The following is a 17,282-nucleotide window of genomic DNA, read 5'->3' as shown; positions in this document are numbered from 1 at the left end:
CGCTTTCAACGGAACGGCACGAACTTCTTCGAAACAAAGGTAAAATAGTCGACTATGCCGCAGGCCGCCGGCGATAGATTGCGTAACGTGTTGGGTACGTATCCTTTTCGCCCGCCGGGACAGCGGTCTCGCTGATCCGTTCGAAAAGCGCGGGATCGATCGGTGGAAAGAACGTGTCCCCGTCGACCGTCGCCTCGACGTGGGTCACGTGCAGTTCGTCTACGAGGGGGAGCACCTGCCGGTAAATTTCGCCGCCGCCGACGACGCAGATTTCGTCGGCACCGGTTGCCGCAGCAATGGTCCGCGCGCGCGCCATCGCCGCATCGAGCGTCTCCACCACCTCGACACCCTCGGGACGGAAACCGGCGCTGCGACTGACGATCACATGCGGACGTCCCGGCAGCGGCCGCCCGATCGATTCGAAGGTCTTGCGCCCCATCACCAGAGGCTTGCCGAGCGTCAGCGCCTTGAACCTCTTCAAATCGGTCGAGAGCCTCCAGGGCATGTCGCCCTCGCGCCCGATGACGCCGTTTTCGGCGACGGCAACGACGATGGTGGTCTTGATCGGGCTCAACGCCGCTCTCCCGCATATGTTGTCCGTTGCGGATATCAGACCGCAATCGGCGCCTTGATGGTTGAATCGGCTTCGTAGCCTTCGAGCGTAAAGCCCTCGAACCTGAAGGAAAATATATCCTTCACCTCGGGATCGATCCTCATCCGCGGCAAGGGCTTGGGCGTGCGCGTCAGTTGCAGCTTCGCCTGCTCGAAATGGTTGGCATAAAGATGCGCATCGCCGAGCGTGTGGACGAAATCGCCGGGCTCGAGGCCCGTCACCTGCGCGACCATCATGGTCAGCAGGGCATAGGAGGCGATGTTGAACGGCACGCCGAGGAAGATGTCGGCCGAGCGTTGGTAGAGCTGGCAGGAGAGCCGTCCGTCGGCGACGTAGAACTGGAACAGGCAATGGCAGGGCGGCAGCGCCATGTCGTCCACTTCGGCCGGGTTCCAGGCGCTGACGATGTGACGGCGCGAATAGGGATTTTTACGGATGCCCTCGACCAGGTTGGCGATCTGGTCGATCCGCCGGCCGTCCGGCGCCGGCCATGAGCGCCACTGCGCACCGTAGACAGGGCCGAGATTGCCGTTCTCGTCGGCCCATTCGTCCCAGATCGTCACACCATGCTCATGCAGGTAGGCGATGTTGGTATCGCCCCGCAGGAACCACAGAAGCTCGTGGATGATCGAACGCAGGTGCAGCTTCTTGGTGGTCAGGACCGGAAAGCCGTCCGACAAGTCGAAGCGCATCTGGTATCCGAAGACGGAACGCGTGCCCGTGCCGGTGCGGTCGCCCCGGTCGCTGCCGTGTTCCAGAACATGGCTCAGAAGGTCGAGATATTGCTTCATGGTTCCGCCGCTGATTCATCCGGGCCCTCATACTAGAGGTCGACGGCGGCGGAACCAAGCTTTCCTCGATCTTTTCCCCGAGGAACTCGCCGCTCAGACGGCGTCGAGCTTTCCGAGTTCCTTGGCGACCAGGTAGTAGAAGGTCACGCGCGACTTCGAACGGTCCTCGGCCATCGCGAGGCAGGCGCTCTTGATCGCAGCGTCGGCCGCGTCGCCGTCGATGCCGAGCTTCTTGCCGCACCAGTTGGCCTTTACGCGGGCAAGTTCCGATTCGGACGAGCAGGAAACCAGAGCGGAATCCCTGTCGCGCAACGCAATTCCGAGATGACGAACGATCCGACCGACCGTCCCTTCATCTGCAGCACTGTCGTACTTATGAACATCTGCAAGATAGTCTTTCATGTCCCTGTCTCCGCCGATACTCGATGCCGCGTTCTTTGCATTCATTGCAGGTGAAAGATGCTCCCGAGCGAGAAAACCGTCAACAAGTTCGGTTGACGCACCCTGAGGAATGCTTTCCGGTTCCCGAAACGCCATGTCGCACCGTCTGCGACATGCCGCCGTCCTTTTTCGGTCCAATCTCGAAAACGAGATGAAAGGACTGGCGAATACTTGGGGAATTCGGCAGAAGATCCGAACCGAAGAGAAGGACGAGAGGCTGATGACTGGCAGCGTATTGATGTCGACGTTCGCGTCCCGCACCGCCACGAGCCTTTTGGTCATCATTGCCATGTTCTTTGCCGCACCAGGCGCCGACGCCAGCTCTGCCCCCGGACAGTTCGCCGGTCGATGGGTCATTCAGTCCGGTGGCACGGATGGATGCATGATCGAGCTGCAAGGCGAACGGAGCGGCGGTCGCCTCGTCGCCCGCGGCAAAGGCTGCAAAGGAACACTTGCCTCCGTTCGCGCGTGGAAGCCGGTCCCCCGCGGCCTGTCGTTGCTCGACAAGGATGGGACCGCGATCGTCACCTTCGAACCGGTCCGTGGCATCCTCTTCGGCCGGCTCGCCGACGGCACGCTCGTCGCAATGCGGCGCACGAGCGACTGAGTTGTCAGTCGCAATCTTTGGCTGTATTTTTAATTGACGCAACCTGAAATGTAAATCACTCTTCCCGTCAGCCTCGGCGTGGGCTTTGAAGCAAGCGAAACGAGAGGTGTCGAGATGAGAGTGGAATACGAACCATCCGGCCTGATCGCCGTCAAAAGCCTTGGCCTTGACCCTATAGCCTTTGCCGGCGCCATGCAGGTATGGGTCGACAAAAAACATCAACCCTAAAGGCGGCATGCCAAGATTGCCTTTCAGGGCCACACCTACGCGGTGGCCTACACGGTCAACGGCGACATGACGGCGTTCTTCATCGTCAACGTGCAGGCCTGAGGAGCACAGCGCCCTACTGTTCCCCACAGTGCCGGCGCGGATGCAGGGGCGACCTTTGCCGCCCCTGCATCCGACGGAAAGCGCCCGCGGAGGCGCCACCCCTCGCCCTCCGCGCGCGCCCTTCCCGATCCGCTTTATGCCCCTCCGCGAGCTGCGACTGAAAAAACGGCAGTATCCCACCCCTTTTCATCCGCCCCGGAACGACCTATATGGGGAGTGCCGGCTCTCGGGCCGGCTATGGCAATAAACGGTCGGTGTAATAAACCTATTGGACCCGGGGGCGGTACCCGGCGCCTCCACCAAAAACCGGTCGGTGACGGAGTTCTTTCCGGACCGGCTTTTGATGGGGGCGAAATAGGATCGACAAGGGCGTAAAGATCGAACTTTTGCTCGGCATGATACCGCCGTTATCGGGTCACAAGAGTAGTTGCAAACGACAACAACGCTCAGGGTTATGCTCTCGCTGCCTAATGGCGGTGCGGGAAACCCACACTAAAGCCCTTCTGGTTAGCACCTGAAGGCGGGGTTCGAAGGCACCTGGCAACAGAAGCCTTCACCTACTCCCTTGATGACAATTCATGTATTATGCTTCCGTAAGACTCGCCAACCGGGGCTTTCCCCGCATCCGGTGCCATGGCATATAGCCTTGGAAAAGACGTCACAGAAGAAAGACAGGATCACATGGGGCAGGACCATATTCGCTACGACATTCTGGCTCAGGACGCGCTGCGCGGTGTCATTCGAAAGGTTTTGACGGAAGTGGCGGCGACCGGCCGCCTGCCGGGTGATCATCACTTCTTCATCACCTTCCTGACCGGTGCGCCGGGTGTCAGGATTTCCCAGCACCTGAAGGCGAAGTATGCCGAGCAGATGACCATCGTCGTCCAGCACCAGTTCTGGGACCTGAAGGTCACCGAGACCCAGTTCGAGATCGGCCTTTCCTTCTCCGACACGCCGGAAAAGCTCGTCATTCCCTTCAACGCGATCCGCGGCTTCTACGATCCCTCCGTCAACTTCGAGCTGGAATTCGACGTTCCGCTCGCAGACGAGGACGAGGAGAGCGCCGAGATCACCGCCTACCCGCTGGCTGCCGCCGAGGAACCGCAGGAGCCGGTCGTCGCCAAGGACGGCGAGGAAGACAAGAAACCGGCTTCGGTCGTCTCCCTCGACGCCTTCCGCAAGAAGCATTAGCAGGCGCACGCGGGCGGGAGCGTCCCGCCCCGAGCCTCGCCGGAGCCCCAGTCATGGCCGCAGACGTCGTCAACCTCCGCCAGTTCAAGAAGGCAAAGGCGCGCGCCGAGAAGGACAAGACCGCCGAGCAGAATCGCGCGCTCTTCGGACGCACCAGGGCCGAAAAGGACCTGACGCGCGCGGTCCGGGAAAAGGCCGAGAAGACGCTCGACCAGGGCAAGCTCGAACGCCCGGCCACGGACGACAGCAAATCCTGATAGAGATTCCGCCTCAATACCTTACGGGCAGTCCGCGACTTGTTTTCTCAGGGACTTGAATCAGTTTGGCAACAGCGACGATTCGCAAACGCTCGGCGACGCTTCACGGCCACCGCACGAGCTTTTCCCTCGAGGACGCCTTCTGGGAGGAGTTGAAGATCATCGCGGCAGAGCGTGCCCTGCCGCTTGCCGCCCTCGTCGCCGAAATCGATGACAAGCGTCCGCCGGACAGCAATCTCTCCTCCGCCCTCAGGCTCCACGTGCTCGACTGGCTGAAAAGCGGCCGGAATTTCCGGGAAGATTAGGAAAGGCGGGCCGCCCGCCGTTTACGGCTTTGCCGGACAGGGCGCCGCCTTCACCGGCTTCAACCCCATCTCCATGCGGCTCATCGAATGCTGCCACAGATCTGAGCCGTCCTTCTCGAAGACCTGACGGTCGAGCCAGTATTCCCCTCGCCCGTGCAGAGCGCCTCGGTGACGACACTGTCGCGCAGCACGTCGGCCCGGCCGATATGGCAACTGTACTCGTAGCCGCTGACGGCGACGATGCCCTTCGCCCGCGCCTCTTCGAAGCGCGTCGGTCCCATAGCGCAGCCGCCCTCCGTCGTGTCGCCCGGCGCGCTGTAGCCCGTCTTCGTCTTGGCGAGCTCGCCGAAGAATGCCGCTGCCGGTTCGCCGATCGCCGGCTCGATGTCGTAGCCCCAATCCTTGAGCCGGAAGGCGACCGCTTCCTGGAAGTCCTTGAAGCCTCCTCGGCCCCGGCAGGCGGCGGAATCGGAGCACTTGAGATAACTGTCCTCGAGCTTCGCGTTGATCTCGTCGAAGACCATGAACTCGAACGCGCTGCTATAGAGACCGAGAAGCGCGGCATTGGCGAGCGCACCGGCACATGCGCCAGGATATTGCTCCTCACCGCAAAGCTTCATCGTTCGCAGCAGCGCCTGCTCGACGACCGGCCGATACGCCGCCTCCTTGGTGACGTCGATGAACTTGCCGTCGCGCAGGGCCTCTACCTGCACCGGCGGCACCGAACCCGCATAAGGCGCGAAGGCGTAGAGGAAGCGCTGGTCGGAAAGCTCGAACTCATATACGCCGTCGCCATCGAGATCGACCGGATGGACCACGTCGCCGTCGAACCGGCCGAGGTCGACGATCCTGATCCCGTCATCGGTCGAGAGCGCCACCCGCGCCTCGATGCAGCAATGGGCACCGCCCGTGTAGGAGGTGAAGAGAACGGCCGGATCGGACCAGTCGAACTTGTAGATGCCGAGCTTGCCGAAACCCCGCCCCTCGGGAACGCTCTCCGCCTTGATGGTGGTGGACCCCTTCCCCTCGCGAGAGACTTCGAGATAGGCGGTCGCCGTACCGTCGACGTTGTCCTGTGCCTTGAGCGTCAGCGTCCACCCTTCCGACGTGTAGCTCTTTCCGAAATCCTCCGACTTCCACGACACGAGGTCGTTCATGCCGATGTAATCGGGCTCGGCGGGTTTGAAAACGCCGCGCTCCACGGCCTGCGCACAGCCGAGGATCTGTTTCATCGTGTCGCTCGATCCACTCAGCGAATAGGGTCCATAGTTGACGTTCTCGACCCGGAGACTGAGCCGCGACGCCCCCCGCAGCGCCGACATGAAGCTTTCGCTCGGGTCCGAGACATAGAGGCCTCCGAAGCCCTCGTCGGTGTCGGCACGCATGGTCCCGTCCCAGCGCTGCCGGTCGGTGCGGATCTCGACCTTGTAATCCTGTCCGTCCTTCACCCAGGCGAATTTCGGCCCGGCGATCATGACGACGATCTCGCGGCTCGACGGGCGGATGAAATAGAGTCCGTCCGAGACCTTCGGTACGGCGATACAGTTGTTCTGCTGCCGGTCGTAGCTCACCGTCCAGCCGCGGTTCTCGGCGAAGGTGACATAGCGCTCCTCCGCACGGACTTCCCCCGAGAGGAGAAGCGGCAGCACAAAGAACGCCTGGACGAGAAATCGAAATATGCGCATGTCATGCCCCCTGTCCTGAATACCCCGGAATGCCGTCACGCCGCGCCGACTACGCCTCCACGGAGGTCATAACCTGCCGTTCAGGCGGCCACATTGACACCGGTCAGTTCACGCCCGGCAAGTCGTCGAACCGCAATTTCGGCGGCGTTGTGCCGGTCGTCGGACCGGACGGCGGCGCCGTCTCCGCCGGCGGTGTCGGTCCTTCGGTCGGCGGCGCTGTTCCGGTCCCCTCCTCGATCGCCCGCTGCCGCGCCGCCTCCTCTTCCGCGGCCCGTCGGGCGGCTTCTTCCTCGGCTGCCTTGCGGGCCAGCGCGTCGGCCTCCGCCTGCCTGCGGGCTTCTTCTTCCAGCCGGGCCCGTTCGGCCGCCTCGGCCTTCTCGCGTTCCGCCGCACGGAACTTGTAGAGCGCCACCTCGCGCCGCAGCCGCTGCTTTTCGAGCACGTTGGACTGCAGCGTCTCCACGCGGCGACGCTCCCGCTCGAAAGCCCGCATCGAAAGGTAGTTGGTGACGTCCGTGACATCAAGCGAGCGCTCCGGCGCCGGCAGGCGACCGGAGAGCCGGATGCGAATGTCGGGAGCGGCCCCGGCGAGGGCGTCCGTCCCCACCTCCGGGGAAACGGTGACGACAGCCTCCGTCTCGCCACTCAGCAGGTCGATCTTCGCGTCGCCGCCGAGACTTGCGAGTGCATTGCCGGCGACGACATTCTGCGCCCGCAAGACACCGTCGCCGATGTTGAAGGGGATGGTCAGCGCCTCCAGCGAAGCGCTCCTTTCCGAGACCAGATTCTCGACGAGCGGCCGCACCTTGCTTTCGTCGACCTCTCCCTCGATGAGGTCGGCGGCGGCAAGCAGCGGCGGCAGGTAGCCGAGATCGAAGTGCGGCACGACGACATCCGACAGCCGCATCTCGCCCGAACCGTTGATCGAAGAGACGAGGTCCGCGACGGTGCCGCCGGTCGCTTCGGCGACCGCCGTCAGATCGAAACGTCCGGTGATCTGCGGCGGCGTCACGCCGTCGCCGGCACCGGCGAAGACGGCTGCGAGATCGCCGTGCTCCAGCGTCATGCGGCTCTGCAGGAAGGCCGTCTTCTCTGCGTTCGAGAGGCTGATCCGCCCCTTGAGATCGCCGCCGAGCCACTTGCCCGCGGCGTCCGCCAGTACCAGTTCACCCGTGCGACCCGTCAGACGGGCGGAGAAATCCGTCGCCTTTCCGAGGACGCCCGGCCAGAACGTCGATGAACGAAGCGAGAGATCGAGGTCGGGAATTGCCATTGGCGCCGCGACGCCCGCCGAGGCGAGACCTCCCGTGGCCGGATCGGTAACGGGTCCCGCTACCGCCTCCGCCAGCCAGGCAAGGTCGACCGTATCGAACTCGAGGGCTCCGCCGGCGCGCAGGCCCGGCTCCTTCCAGTCGAGCGAGAGATTGCCGCGAACGGCATTCCCGGCGACGGCGCCCTCGATCGCGTCGATCTTCGCCGTGCCGTCGCCGATCTCCGCATCGGCCGACAGCGTCACCGGCAGGCCGGCACCCGACTGCGGAAGGCCGATACCGGCAATCATCAGATATGGCTCGACGTCGCCGCTGCGCAGCGATGCCTGCAGGTTGCCTTGCAGGAAACTTCCGGCCCGGAGATCGAGCCGTCCATTGGCGCTCAGAGACGTCTCCGATCCGGAAAATGTCACCACCGTGTCGGCCGGCTCATCCGCCTCGGCATTGAGCGAGATGGAGAGCTTGCCCGGCTCGGAGGATGGGATCGGCAACGGGTTCAGTCCGGCCTGCCCGAAGAGGATTTGCGCGTCCGCGTTCTCGAGGCTCGCCTCGATCGTCGTGGCGCCCGGCTGGGGCGGCATGGTCTCGCGGCCGTAGTCGAGCGCGACACGGCTGCCGTTCGCCACGCCGCTCACCTTGACCGACATGGCGGCATCCGAACCCGAAAGCGTGACATGTGCCTTGAGATCCGTCCCGGTATACCAGGAGGCGTTGCGGACCAGCGCATCGAGCGCCGGATGAGCCGGAACATGCGCCTTCAGCATGGCGAGGAACGGGCCGGGGTCGGCGGCGGCAAATGCGAAGTCGGCCTCGCCTGCCGGATCCGAAAGCCCTCCCTCGATCGTCCCCGTCGCGGTAATCTTCGCGCCCGAAAGGTCGCCGATGTTGAGACGCTCGACCGCCACCCTCTCGCCGTCGGTCGTAAAGACCGTATCGACATCCTTCGCGACGACGTCGGAGGCGGCGAGCCTCCCGACCTTGAGACGTCCGGCAATCCGCTGCGCGAAAAGGTTCGCTCCCGCCTCGTCACCGGAGACCAGCGTCGCCAGCGCACGCACGGCGTTGAGATCGATTTCGTTACCGGTGAGGTCGACCGAGAGGTTCGGCGCCGCACCGTCGCGTGACTCGCGTTCGATACGGCCGTTGAGAATGCCCACGCCCATCGCGAGCTCCAGCCGTTCGAAGCGCTGCAGCTCGGGCGTGAGGTCCACTTTCGCCGAAAAGCCGGCCGTCTTCATCTCGCGGATCGCCGGATCGACATCGCCTGTAATCCACGCGGCGAGCCCTGAAGGTTGCGTCGAGGCGACCAGTAGGTCGCCGCGAAACGACGGCTGGCCCTTGAGGTCCAGCGTTCCGCTCGCCTCCACCTGCGTTCGGCCGGGAAGCGTCGCGAGACCGCGCTCGACCGTCCAGCCGGTGCCGGCCGGGCGGATGTCCAACCGGATGTCGCGCAGCACGGTATCGCCGGCGACGATCGCCGGCAGCGCCAGGCTCGCCTTGCCGGGAACCGACGGGATCGGAATACGGGCGGCAATGGCGATCAGCCGTTCGATACGCTCGCGGATCGAAATGGCGACACGCCGGCTCGTCTTGCCGCTGGGGGCCTCCTCACCGATACGGCTCATGTCGATCTGCTGGCCGTCGGCCGTCAGCAGGAACTCCGGGCGTGCGCCGGTATCCAGCGTCGCCTCGCCGGTAACGGCATAGGGGTTGGTGGCGTCGCCCAGCTCGAGCCGATAGGACGGCACGCGCACGCGTTCGTTCGTCAGCTCGAACTCACCCTTGACCTTGGGCGCGACCGGCTTCGCACCCGACGCCTGCTGTTCCGTGGCATCGCCCTCGGCGATCTGCCATGCGGCCTGGAGACTCCCCTTGTAAAGCGGCTTCCCGTCGCTCAGCGTCAGGCCGCCCGAAAGATCGATCTCGAAGGGCCGCGTGTCCGGCAGGAGGCGGATATTCAGCGGCACGGCACCGGTCTTCGAATCCGGCTGCAGGCTCGCAAGGTGGAAACGACCGGCCTCGCCGTCGACGGACGCGTGCCCGTCGACTGCCCAGGGGCCGGCGAGCGAGCGCGCCGACATGTCGGCATTGAAACCGGAGACGATCCGGGTTCGGCCGGACTGCTCATCGATGAACTCGACCACGCCGCCGCTCACATGCACGCGCTCCAGCACGACGGTCCGCGCCGGGATCTCGGCCGCGCTGCCGCGGGCCCAGTCGAGCGTCCCGTCGGAAAGCAGGCGGATGTGGGCCTTCGGCTCCTCGATCCGCATGTCGAAGATGCGCGCTTCGCCGGAGAGGAACGGCGCCAGTTCCGCATCCATCGAAAAGCGGGCGACACTGACGAGCGGCGAGCCGTCGCGGTCCGATCCGACGGTGACGTCATGCAGCGTGACGGAGGGGAACGGCAGGATACGGGCCTCGACCGCCCCGTGAACAGTGACCTTCTTGCCGAGGATACGGCTCGCCTGATCCTCGAAATCAGAGCGGAAATTCGTCCAGTCGACAAAGAACGGCGCCAGCAGCGCCGCGAAGAGCGCCGCCACCAAGAGACCACCGAGTGCCACCAATATGCGTCCGAGCACGACCCGTCGACTCCCGTTGCTCCCTACCCAAGATACCAGTGGTCCAGGGCGAATATTTGCATTCCGCTACGGCAATCACCAGCCCAAATATCGGATTCGACACTCCTTTCCGTCACAGGCGAAAGATTTTGCCGGGATTGAAGATGTTGTCCGGATCGAGGCTCTTCTTGATCGCCCGCATCACCGGCAGCGCCGAGTGGAGCTCCTGTTCGAGGTAGGACATCTTGCCCTGTCCGACGCCGTGCTCGCCGGTGCAGGTGCCGCCCATCGCGAGAGCCCGGCCGTTCAGGCGGGCCATGAACGCCTCGGCGCGGGCGAGATCCTCCGGCTTCTTGTCGTCGAAAAGCATCAGCACATGGAAATTGCCGTCGCCGGCATGGCCGACGATCGGCGCCAGAAGCCCCGTCTCGCGGATATCCGCCTGGGTCTCGGCGACGCAATCGGCAAGCCGCGAGATCGGTACGCAGACGTCGGTCGAAAGACCGTTTAGCTCCGGCGCCAGCGCGCGCCCTGCCCAGTAGGCGTTGTGCCGCGCCTTCCAGAGCTGTGCCCGCTCCTCGGCATTGGCTGTGTAGCGATATTCGTCGGCGCCACATTCCGCGGCGATTTCGGAGAACTGCTCCGATTGTAACGCCACCGTCTCCTCGGTGCCGTGGAATTCGAGAAAGAGCGTCGGCTTCTCCGCGTAGGAAAGCTTCGAATAGGCGTTGCATGCCTTCATCTGCATCTCGTCGAGAAGCTCGATGCGAGCGACCGGAATGCCCATCTGGATCGTCATGATGACAGCGTCACAGGCGGCTTTCAGGTTCGGGAAGGCACACACGCCGCCGCCGATCTTCGCCGGAATGCCCTGCAGCTTCAGGGTCACCGAGGTGATGATGCCGAGCGTTCCCTCCGACCCGACATAGAGCCTCGTCAGATCGTATCCGGCCGACGATTTCTTCGCCCGCTGCGCAGTCCGGATCTCCTCTCCGTCGGCGGTCACGACGGTAAGCGACAGCACGTTGTCCTTCATAGTGCCGTAGCGCACGGCATTGGTGCCAGAGGCCCGCGTCGCGGCCATGCCGCCGATCGAGGCGTTTGCACCCGGGTCGATCGGGAAAAAGAGTCCCGTGTCACGTAAATAGGTGTTGAGCTCCCCGCGCGTCACGCCCGGCTCGACGGTGCAGTCGAGGTCCTCGGCATTCACCTCGATCACCCTGTTCATGCGGCTGAAGTCGATGGATATCCCGCCGCTCGGCGCGTTCAGATGTCCCTCCAGCGACGAGCCCGTACCGAAGGGGATCATCGGCACCTTGTGGGCCGCACATGTCTTCACCACCGTCTTCACGTCGTCGGCGCTCTCGACGAACACGACGCCGTCAGGAAGCTGGGCCGGCAGGTAGGTCGTCGTATGCGTGTGCTGCTCGCGGAAGGACTGGCCGGTCTGGAACCGCTCCCCGAAGGTCTGTTTCAGGATTCCGAGGACCGCCGCGATCCCCTCCTCGTTGCGCGTTCCCGGCTGCACGTCCTTCATTGCCATCGTCATTCTCCCTGTGCCGACGTCCCGGCACGGCGCCCGGGACGTCTGTGGCAACTGGTATGGGACAGGAGTTCGCTGCTTGTCCAGTGACGATGCCCGGCCCGGACTGCCAATTCACAGCGCTGCCGCGTCGCGCCGCATTGCGCAGGCCGGCAGCCATCCCTATGAATGCGGGATGGTCAGGTTCCTCAGATATCTCGCTCTGGCGTTCGTAGCGGTCGGCATCGCCTCCGGCTACGCCTGGTGGAACTATGACGGCATCGTCGCGGCGATCCTGCACCCGCAGACGAGCGCGGCAAGCACCTCTGATGACAGCTTCTCGCTCGTCACCGCAGACGGCCACCACTTCGCCCTTTCGGAGCTCGACGCGGCGATCGCCAGCTTTCCTGCTGCTAACGTTCAGCAAAAGCCGCTCGTCCTCTACGTCCACGGCTTCGGTCCGGAGCCGGACGGCGACTTCGGGCTCTACACCATGGGGGAACTCGCCAAAGGCGCCGGGGCCGATGTCATCATGTTCCGCTGGCCCTCGTGGATATCGGTGACGGAATTTCCCGTCCTCAATGCGAAGGCGGCGAGCGAGCGGCTAATCCCCCTCCTCGATCAGATCGCAGACCGCCAGGCGCCCGGCGGAATCCTTGCCGGCCGGCCGCTCGTGATCGTCGCCCATTCACTCGCCGGCGAGGTCTTCCGCCATATCGGCGAAGCCGACACCGCGCTGCCGAAGGGGCTCGCAGCGCGCATCCTCTTCGCGGTCCCCGAGACGGGACTGCCCGGTCATCGCGCATGGATGGAAAAGCTCACCTTTGCGGACGAGATCTTCGTCTTCATCAACAAGGACGATCCGGCGCTCCAGGTGGCGACGACCATGTTCGGTGAGGCGAGACTCGGACGCTCTCTCGAAAATCTCGACGGCAGCGCAGAACCGCTCGCCGGCAATGCCGCATATATCGTCCTCGACCCCGAAAGCTGGCGGCATTATTTCTTCGTTTCGGGTCAGCGCAACGAGGCGATTGACGAAGTCTTCGGCGAAGTCCTCCGCCGCGGCGGCGCGGCGCTCTCCAATCGCTACCTGCATCGCGAACCGACCGGGAACGTCTATACCGTCACCGGCCCCGGCACGGAGCGGCCGGAAGGCTGACGCGCCTACTCGCCGACCTTGGCCGCGATCGCCATCTCCTGATGTAGGCGCTTTTCCTCGTCCGCATGCGGTTTCGAGAAGCGCGCCAGTGCCAGATAGGCGACGGGCGTCACATAGAGCGTTACCGCCGTGGCGAGCCCGAGCCCGCCGACCATCACCCAGCCGAGTGCGACGCGCGCCTCCGCGCCCGCACCGGTTGCGAGCACCAGCGGCACGCCGCCGAGAACGGTGGAAATCATCGTCATCATCACCGGCCGCAGGCGCAGGTTCGCGGCATTCTCGATCGCCTCGCGCACCGGTTGCCCGCGGTCGCGCAACTGGTTGGCAAACTCGACGATCAGGATGCCGTTCTTGGCCATGACGCCGACCAGCAGAACGAGGCCGATCTGGCTGTAGACGTTGAGCGACGATCCCGTGAGCACCAGCGCAAAGACGGCACAGGCGAGACCGAGCGGCACCGTCACCATGATGATGAGCGAGGAGATGACGCTCTCGAACTGCGCCGCCAGCACGAGGAAAATGATGATGACCGCAAAGCCGAACGTTGCTCCCATGCCCTTCGAGTTTTCCGTCAGCGTCTGCGCCTCCGCAAGTGGCATGATGCGCACACCGGGTGGCAGCAGCGGCGCGGCAATCGTCTGCGTTTCGTTGAGCGCGTCTCCGAGCGAAAGTCCCGCCGGCAGGCCCGCCGTGATCGCGACCGAGGCGAGCTGCTGTTCACGCGTCAGCGAGGGCGCCACCGCCTTTTCCCGCAGCGTAGCGATCACCGACATCGGCACGGTCTTGCCGTCGGCGGTTCTCAGGAAGACATTCTCGAGGTCGGTCGGATCGTCGATCGGCCGGGTGGTGGAGGTCAGCTTCACCGGATAGGCCTCCCCGTCGACGAAGACATCGCCGATCGAACGTCCGTCGAGCAGCGACTGCAGGGCCTGGGACAGCCCGGTGAAGTCGATGCCGAGCTCGGCGGCGCGCTCGCGGTCGACGGTAACGGAGAGCTGCGCCTGACTGATGTCGTTGGTGAGCCGCGGACCGTCGAAGCGCCCGCTCTCTTCCATCGCGGCGACGAGCCGCGTCGCCGCATTCGTCAGGGTCTGGTGGTCCGCACCGACGAGCGCGAACTGCAGGCCGCTGCCGCCGCCGCGGATGCGGAGGCTGTTCGGCTGCATGGCGAAGGCCCTGACCGCCGGGACGCGTGCGGCGGCCGCGTTGACGTCGGTGGCGATCTCGTCCTGGCTGCGGCTGCGCTCCTCCCACGGGGCGAGCGTCAGCACCATGAAGCCGCTGTTCTTGCTGCTGCCGAAACCCGAAATGGAGAAGAGGTTGGCGACTTCACCGCCCTGGCGGAGCGGTTCGAGGTTCTCCTCGATCCGCTGCATCTGGTCGCGCATGAAGTCGAGGCTGACACCCTGCGGCGCCGTCACCCTCAGGATCAGCACCGAGCGGTCTTCCCGTGGCGTGAGTTCGCTGGTGATCAGCGAGAAGGTTGCCAGCGCGGCGAGCGAAAACAGTACCGCGACGGCGAAGACGATCACCGGTGCGCCGAGGCACGCGTGAAGCGTCTTGCGGTAAAAGCGCGAAAAGGCGTCGCCGAAGCGGCCGAGCAGGTCGCCCCCTTCCCGATGTTCGTGCGGCTTCAGGAGCCGCGAGGCAAGCATCGGGCAGAGCGTGAGCGCCACCAGCGAGGACAGCGTAACGGAGAAGGCGAGCACGAAGCCGAATTCGCGGAAAAGCCCGCCCACCTGCCCCGGCAGGAACGACAACGGCACGAAGACGGCGGCGAGCGTCGCCGTGGTCGCAATGACGGCGAAGAACACTTCCCGCGTGCCGAGGACGGCGGCCGCCCGTGGACCGAGCCCCTGCCCGCGCCTTCGCACGATGTTTTCCAGCACCACGATGGCATCGTCGACGACCATGCCGGTCGCCAGGACAACGGCAAGCAAGGTCAGGATGTTGATCGAAAAGCCGGCGAGATAGATAGCGGCCACCGTGCCGATCAGCGCGACCGGCATGGTGACGGCGGGAATGATCGTCGCCCGCGCGTCGCGCAGGAAGAGATAGATGATGGCGACGACGATCATCGCGGCCAGAACCAGCGAACGCACCACTTCCTCGATCGAGCCGCGGATGAAGACGGCGTCGTCGCTGGTAATACGCAACGTGGTGCCCTCGGGGAGCGTCTTCGAAAGCTCGGCGACTGCCGCCGCCACACCCTTCGAGATGCTGAGCGTGTTCGACTGCGCCTGCCGGATGATCCCCAACCCGATCCCCGCCCGGCCGTTCGAGCGAAGGCTCGTCGTTCCGGTATCGGCCCCGAAGGTCACGGTCGCCACGTCTCTCAGCCGCACTCGGTTCTGAATGATGAGATTGCCGAAATCCTCGGGCGTCCTGAGATCCGCGGTCGCGCGCACGACGATATCCTGCGTCGGGCTGGTGAGCGAACCCGCCGGCACGTCGAAGGCGAGGTTGGAGAGCGCGGATGCCAGCGAGGCGACGGTAAGCCCGCGGCTCGCCAACGCAGCCTGGTCCACGTCGATGCGGAAGATCTTCTCCTGGTCGCCGTAGATATCGATGTCGGCGACACCGTCCACCGTGGCGAGACGGTCGGAAATCTGGTTGTCGACCAGCAAGGTCAGGTCGTCGAGGCTCATCCGGTCGGAGGTCACCGCAAGCCGCATGATCGGCTGCGAATCCGAGTCCGCCTTGACGATACGCGGCTCGTCCGCATCGTCGGGCAGATCGTTGGTGACGCGTGAGATCGCATCGCGGACATCGGTGGAGGCGACGTTGAGGTCGGTGCTATCGGAGAATTCGAGCGTGACGCGGCTTTGGCCGAACTGCGAGGTCGAAGACATGTTCTTCAGTCCCGAAACGCGCGCCACCGCGCCCTCGATGACCGTCGTCACTTCCTGATCGATCGTTTCCGGCGACGCGCCGTCGAAGGTCGTGCGCACGGTAATCACAGGCCGGTCGACGTCGGGAAGTTCGCGGACTTCGATGCCGTAGAAGGCTGCAAGCCCGGCGACGACGATCAGCGCGTTGAAGACCAGCGCAAGGATCGGCCGCCTGACGAAGAGAGCGGTGAAGCCGGCGCTGCCGCCGCCGGGAAAATCCGAAAACGGCCCGTTCATTGGCTTGCGACCGGAACCCCGGTCTCCTCTCCGGCGGGCCGAACCGTCCCGCCCTGGCGCACCCGCTGAATGCCTTCCGTCACGACCCTGTCGCCAGGGCGCAGGTCGGCATCGACCAGCACGCTGTCCGGGTTGCGCTGGACGATCCGGACACGCACCTTTTCGGCCTTGCTTTCGCTGCCGACGCGCCAGACGAAGGCGCCTTCGCCGTCCCATTGTACGGCGAGCGGATCGACCGACGGGTGCTCCTCGCCGGCAAATGCCATGGTGACGGTAAACGACATGCCGGCCCTCAGGTCGTCGTTCTCGTTGTCAATGCGGGCGCGCACATGCAGCGTGCGGCTCGCCTCATCGATTCGGTTGTCGATCGCCTCGACAGCCCCACGATAAAGCTGCCCTGGGCGTGCGACAGCCGTCGCCTCGACGGCTTGGCCGACCTTGAGGATCGGCGCGAAGCGCTCGGGCACCCAGAAATCGACGAGGATCTCGGAACGGTCGTCGAGCGTGGCGATCACCGTTCCCGTGGTGACGTTGTCCCCCGGATTGATGGTGATGATGCCGGCAATGCCGTCGATCGGGGCGACGATGTCGCGCCTTTTCAGGTTGAGTTCCGCGGTATCGAGCGCAAGTTTCGCGGCCTCGACTGCGATCTGCGCATCGAAGGCCTCGATGCGTGACACCGTGGATTTCAGGTTGGCGTAGAGGTTCGCCTTCTCGCTCGCGCTCTTCAGTGCCACCCGCGCCTGATCGCGCGCGATCGTCTGCTCGTCGTTGTCGAGCTGTGCGAGGAGATCGCCGCTGGCAACCTTCTGTCCCGAAACGATCACCACCCGGGCAAGCGTGCCGTCGACCTGGGGTGTCACCGCGACGGAGCGGATGGCGTCACCCGTTCCGATCGCCGACAGCCGATCGTTCACCGTTCCGAGACCGACCGGCTGCACGACGACGACAGGTGCGCCGTTGCCGCCACGGCGGCTGCCTTCGCCGCCCTTGGCGTTCGGTGCCGCCGTTTCGTCGGCGGGGGCCAGGACCGCAACCAGGCCGGCGGGCGCGCCCATCCGGCGCAGCATGTCTCCGGCACCCGGCACGAAGCGGGCCCAGCCGACGACGAACGCGGCAACCACCGCAAGAACAACGATAACCTGTTTCCAGAAGGGCATTCAAAAGCTCCGGCGAGGACTGCCGGACAGCCGCGCGAGAGACGCGGACGATCGCAGGCGTCCAAATTCGGTCGATATATGCGCCAATATTTCCGCGGGGTCGATGCTCGGCAAGGCCCGACGGAAAACATTACCAAATTGTCATCGGCCGGCAGAGACGAAAGCGGATCGGTGGCATCACCCGAAATTTTCTGTAGAAGAGCTGCGAACCGGCCCGAGGCGGAATGAAACCAGAACGACTTGACTCGCCTTTCCGGT

At 64.5% G+C, this 17,282-nt stretch carries 13 protein-coding genes and 1 other RNA gene; 6 read left to right on the top strand and 8 right to left on the bottom strand.

Translation table 11 applies throughout. The features are described 5' to 3' along the window. Window positions 1-52 precede the first annotated feature (52 nt). From H4I97_RS05525 to H4I97_RS05515, 3 genes are all read right to left on the bottom strand, one after another. Entirely contained in the window at window positions 53-574 is a 522-nt protein-coding gene (locus H4I97_RS05525; protein WP_182306920.1) for a dihydrofolate reductase, read from the bottom strand. 35 nt (window positions 575-609) lie between these two features. Then, on the bottom strand, window positions 610-1,404 hold the full coding sequence (locus tag H4I97_RS05520; RefSeq protein WP_182306919.1) for a thymidylate synthase: 795 nt from the start codon (window positions 1,402-1,404) through the stop codon (window positions 610-612). A gap of 93 nt (window positions 1,405-1,497) precedes the next feature. Beyond that, a complete protein-coding gene (locus H4I97_RS05515; RefSeq protein WP_182306918.1) occupies window positions 1,498-1,806 on the bottom strand; it encodes a DUF2853 family protein in 309 nt (102 codons plus the stop codon). Between the two features lie 259 nt (window positions 1,807-2,065). Here H4I97_RS05515 and H4I97_RS05510 point away from each other — a divergent pair, with 259 nt between their 5' ends. From H4I97_RS05510 to H4I97_RS05490, 5 genes are all read left to right on the top strand, one after another. Continuing rightward, entirely contained in the window at window positions 2,066-2,452 is a 387-nt protein-coding gene (locus H4I97_RS05510; RefSeq protein ID WP_182306917.1) for an AprI/Inh family metalloprotease inhibitor, read from the top strand. A gap of 509 nt (window positions 2,453-2,961) precedes the next feature. Then, window positions 2,962-3,340: a transfer-messenger RNA gene (gene ssrA, locus H4I97_RS05505) on the top strand. Window positions 3,341-3,463: 123 nt separating this feature from the next. Then, window positions 3,464-3,973: an SspB family protein gene (locus H4I97_RS05500; RefSeq protein ID WP_182306916.1), complete on the top strand. Its 510-nt coding sequence runs from the start codon at window positions 3,464-3,466 to the stop codon at window positions 3,971-3,973. Window positions 3,974-4,026: 53 nt separating this feature from the next. Further along, window positions 4,027-4,230, top strand: a complete 204-nt coding sequence (locus H4I97_RS05495; protein WP_182306915.1) for a DUF4169 family protein — start codon at window positions 4,027-4,029, stop codon at window positions 4,228-4,230. 65 nt (window positions 4,231-4,295) lie between these two features. Then, on the top strand, window positions 4,296-4,535 hold the full coding sequence (locus H4I97_RS05490; protein WP_244658719.1) for a ribbon-helix-helix domain-containing protein: 240 nt from the start codon (window positions 4,296-4,298) through the stop codon (window positions 4,533-4,535). Between the two features lie 80 nt (window positions 4,536-4,615). On the opposite strand, the gene H4I97_RS05485 is transcribed toward H4I97_RS05490, so the two are convergent. The 3 genes from H4I97_RS05485 to H4I97_RS05475 form a co-directional block, all read right to left on the bottom strand. Further along, window positions 4,616-6,220: a hypothetical protein gene (locus H4I97_RS05485; RefSeq protein ID WP_182306914.1), complete on the bottom strand. Its 1,605-nt coding sequence runs from the start codon at window positions 6,218-6,220 to the stop codon at window positions 4,616-4,618. Between the two features lie 103 nt (window positions 6,221-6,323). Further along, window positions 6,324-10,076 carry an AsmA family protein gene (locus tag H4I97_RS05480; RefSeq protein ID WP_182306913.1) on the bottom strand — a complete coding sequence of 1,251 codons (3,753 nt, stop codon included), beginning with the start codon at window positions 10,074-10,076 and terminating at the stop codon, window positions 6,324-6,326. Window positions 10,077-10,188: 112 nt separating this feature from the next. After that, window positions 10,189-11,598, bottom strand: a complete 1,410-nt coding sequence (locus H4I97_RS05475; RefSeq protein WP_182306912.1) for an FAD-binding oxidoreductase — start codon at window positions 11,596-11,598, stop codon at window positions 10,189-10,191. A 79-nt stretch (window positions 11,599-11,677) separates the two neighbouring features. Between H4I97_RS05475 and H4I97_RS05470 the strand changes: the two genes are divergently transcribed. Beyond that, window positions 11,678-12,736 carry an alpha/beta hydrolase gene (locus H4I97_RS05470; protein WP_182306911.1) on the top strand — a complete coding sequence of 353 codons (1,059 nt, stop codon included), beginning with the start codon at window positions 11,678-11,680 and terminating at the stop codon, window positions 12,734-12,736. Window positions 12,737-12,741: 5 nt separating this feature from the next. Here H4I97_RS05470 and H4I97_RS05465 read toward each other — a convergent pair whose 3' ends face one another. Together H4I97_RS05465 and H4I97_RS05460 are read right to left on the bottom strand one after the other, a co-directional pair. Continuing rightward, entirely contained in the window at window positions 12,742-15,864 is a 3,123-nt protein-coding gene (locus H4I97_RS05465; RefSeq protein WP_182306910.1) for an efflux RND transporter permease subunit, read from the bottom strand. Then, window positions 15,861-17,024 (bottom strand): efflux RND transporter periplasmic adaptor subunit, encoded by a 1,164-nt coding sequence (locus H4I97_RS05460; protein ID WP_182306909.1) that lies wholly within the window; start codon window positions 17,022-17,024, stop codon window positions 15,861-15,863. Before H4I97_RS05460 ends, H4I97_RS05465 begins: the two co-directional genes overlap by 4 nt. Window positions 17,025-17,282: the final 258 nt, after the last annotated feature.

Source organism: Ciceribacter thiooxidans (assembly GCF_014126615.1).
GTDB lineage: Bacteria > Pseudomonadota > Alphaproteobacteria > Rhizobiales > Rhizobiaceae > Allorhizobium > Allorhizobium thiooxidans.
This window is presented reverse-complemented; position numbering and strand designations above follow the sequence as displayed.